Source organism: Micromonospora sp. NPDC023814 (assembly GCF_040639595.1).
GTDB lineage: Bacteria > Actinomycetota > Actinomycetes > Mycobacteriales > Micromonosporaceae > Micromonospora.
In genome coordinates, this window is sequence record NZ_JBFAAF010000212.1 from 1 (window position 1) to 1,858 (window position 1,858).

Here is a 1,858-nt window from a genome sequence, read left to right on the forward strand (position 1 = left end):
CTTCTCCGGCACCGGCAGCAACGGCGCGTTCCCGGACGCCTACCATAACGCGAAGGGCGGGGTGGTCTGGTCGGCGGTGGCTGGGATGATCGTGTCGGCGGGTAGGCGGGCTCGGGAAGGTCGGTCTCGCTGGGGCCTGGCGGGCTGTCCCACGGGGACGGGCTTTGGGGTTCCTGTTTTATGCGCGGTTGGAGATGGTTTTTGACGTAGGCGTCGCCGTAGTCGGCGAGAATGATGCGGTGGGGGTTGGTGTGCGGGTCGAATGCGTTGTCTAGGGCGACCAGCGCCATGATGTTTTCTCTGCGTATTCTGCCGCGTCTGTCGGCTATTCGGATGCGGAACTGCATGAAAACGGCGTTAACTCTAGACTGGTCGGTTTCAGGTGCGATGGGGTCGTCAGTGATGGCGGTGTTGGCGAAGGCGATCGCGTTGGCGGCCCCTTCTGCGCTCATTACGCTGAGACGTCCTCCGGCGGGGAGGTCCATCGCGTATGTCGGGTAGAGCCGATAGGTGTTTTCCCACTGTTGTATGTCTTCGTCGGTTGTGACTGGTCAGGTGGTCGCTGCGCCGGTGGGTAGCCAGGGGCAGCCGGCGACGAGTTCGGTGAGGGCGTTCATGATGTTGCGGCCGTGGGCGGTGGCGGTGGCGAGGTAGGAGCGGATCAGCGCGAATTGCTGGGCTCCGTCGAGGGTGCGTAAGCCCCCGGATACTTTCTGTCGGATCTTGACCATACGGATCTGTTGCTCGGCGCGGTTGTTGTCGAACGGGGACCGCAGGTCGACCGCGAAGCGCAGGTAGTCGTCGATGCGGTCGCGCATCCGGCGGCCGAGCGCGGTCAGTTTCCGGCCGGTCTTCGACTTCTCGTGCTGGTGGTCCTTGACTGCGACCAGGGCGGCCTGGCGGAACAGGCCGGTCTGCTCGGTCAGCAGGTCCGGGTCGATCCCAGCCTGGCCCTCGGTGCGGGCGGTGTCGGCGGCGGTCTTGAGCCGCAGGAGCGCGTCGGCCGCCTGACCGGGCCATACCGCCTGCGGTGCCAGCTCGGCGGCGGCGGTCAGCTCGCGTAGCAGATGCGCGCAGCACAACTGGTGCCCGGCCGGGGTGTAGGTGTCGTACGGCGCCCACGCGTCGTGCACGGCGATCCCGGTCATCGAGCCCATCACCTGCCCGGCGTCGATCCCGGCCCGGCCGCGTTTCGGGTTCACCCAGACCAGGGTGTACTTCCCGGTGGTGGCCACATGCACCCAGTGCGGCCTGCCGGCGACCCGCAGCCCGGACTCGTCGACATGCACCACGCTCGCGCTGGTCAACACGTCACGGACCTGATCCACGAACTCCGAATCGGCCGGGGCGTCACCGGCACGGGCGTGCGCGGCAGCGACCGCGCCGGCCGACATCGCCACCCCGAACAGATCCGTCATCGCCCGCGCGGTCCGCGCCTGCGCCCCGAACAGCGCCTGCTGCAGATACACCGCGGCCGCGTTCACTCTCGGCCCGTACTGGACTGGGGCGTCGACCCCGTCCGGTGCCCGACCGGCGGTGACGTGCCCGCACCAGCACCGGCGCGACACGATCCGATGCTCACTGACCCGCACGCCGACGTCCGGCAGGTCGAACACCTGCCGCACCGCCACCCCGGTCACCGCGGCACCGGTCAGATCATCACCGCACCCGCCGCACCCAGCCGGCTCATGCTCGAACCGCTCGTGCGGATCAGCCACCTGCCGCAACGTGCGACCCTCATGACCAGGCTGCCCACCCGGCCGCCGACCCGAACGCGCCCGCAACGACTTCGGCGCCGGCTTGGCCAGCCCATCCGACGACGGCGGCCGCGACGAGTTCGACGAGTCCTGCCCCAGCC

The 1,858-nt window shown here is 68.7% G+C and carries 1 protein-coding gene; it reads right to left on the reverse strand.

Annotated elements, in window-relative coordinates:
• Nucleotides 1–551: 551 nt before the first annotated feature.
• Complete coding sequence (locus AB0G14_RS35490; RefSeq protein WP_357705160.1) at nucleotides 552–1,856, reverse strand: IS66 family transposase; 1,305 nt, start codon at nucleotides 1,854–1,856, stop codon at nucleotides 552–554.
• Nucleotides 1,857–1,858 lie beyond the last annotated feature (2 nt).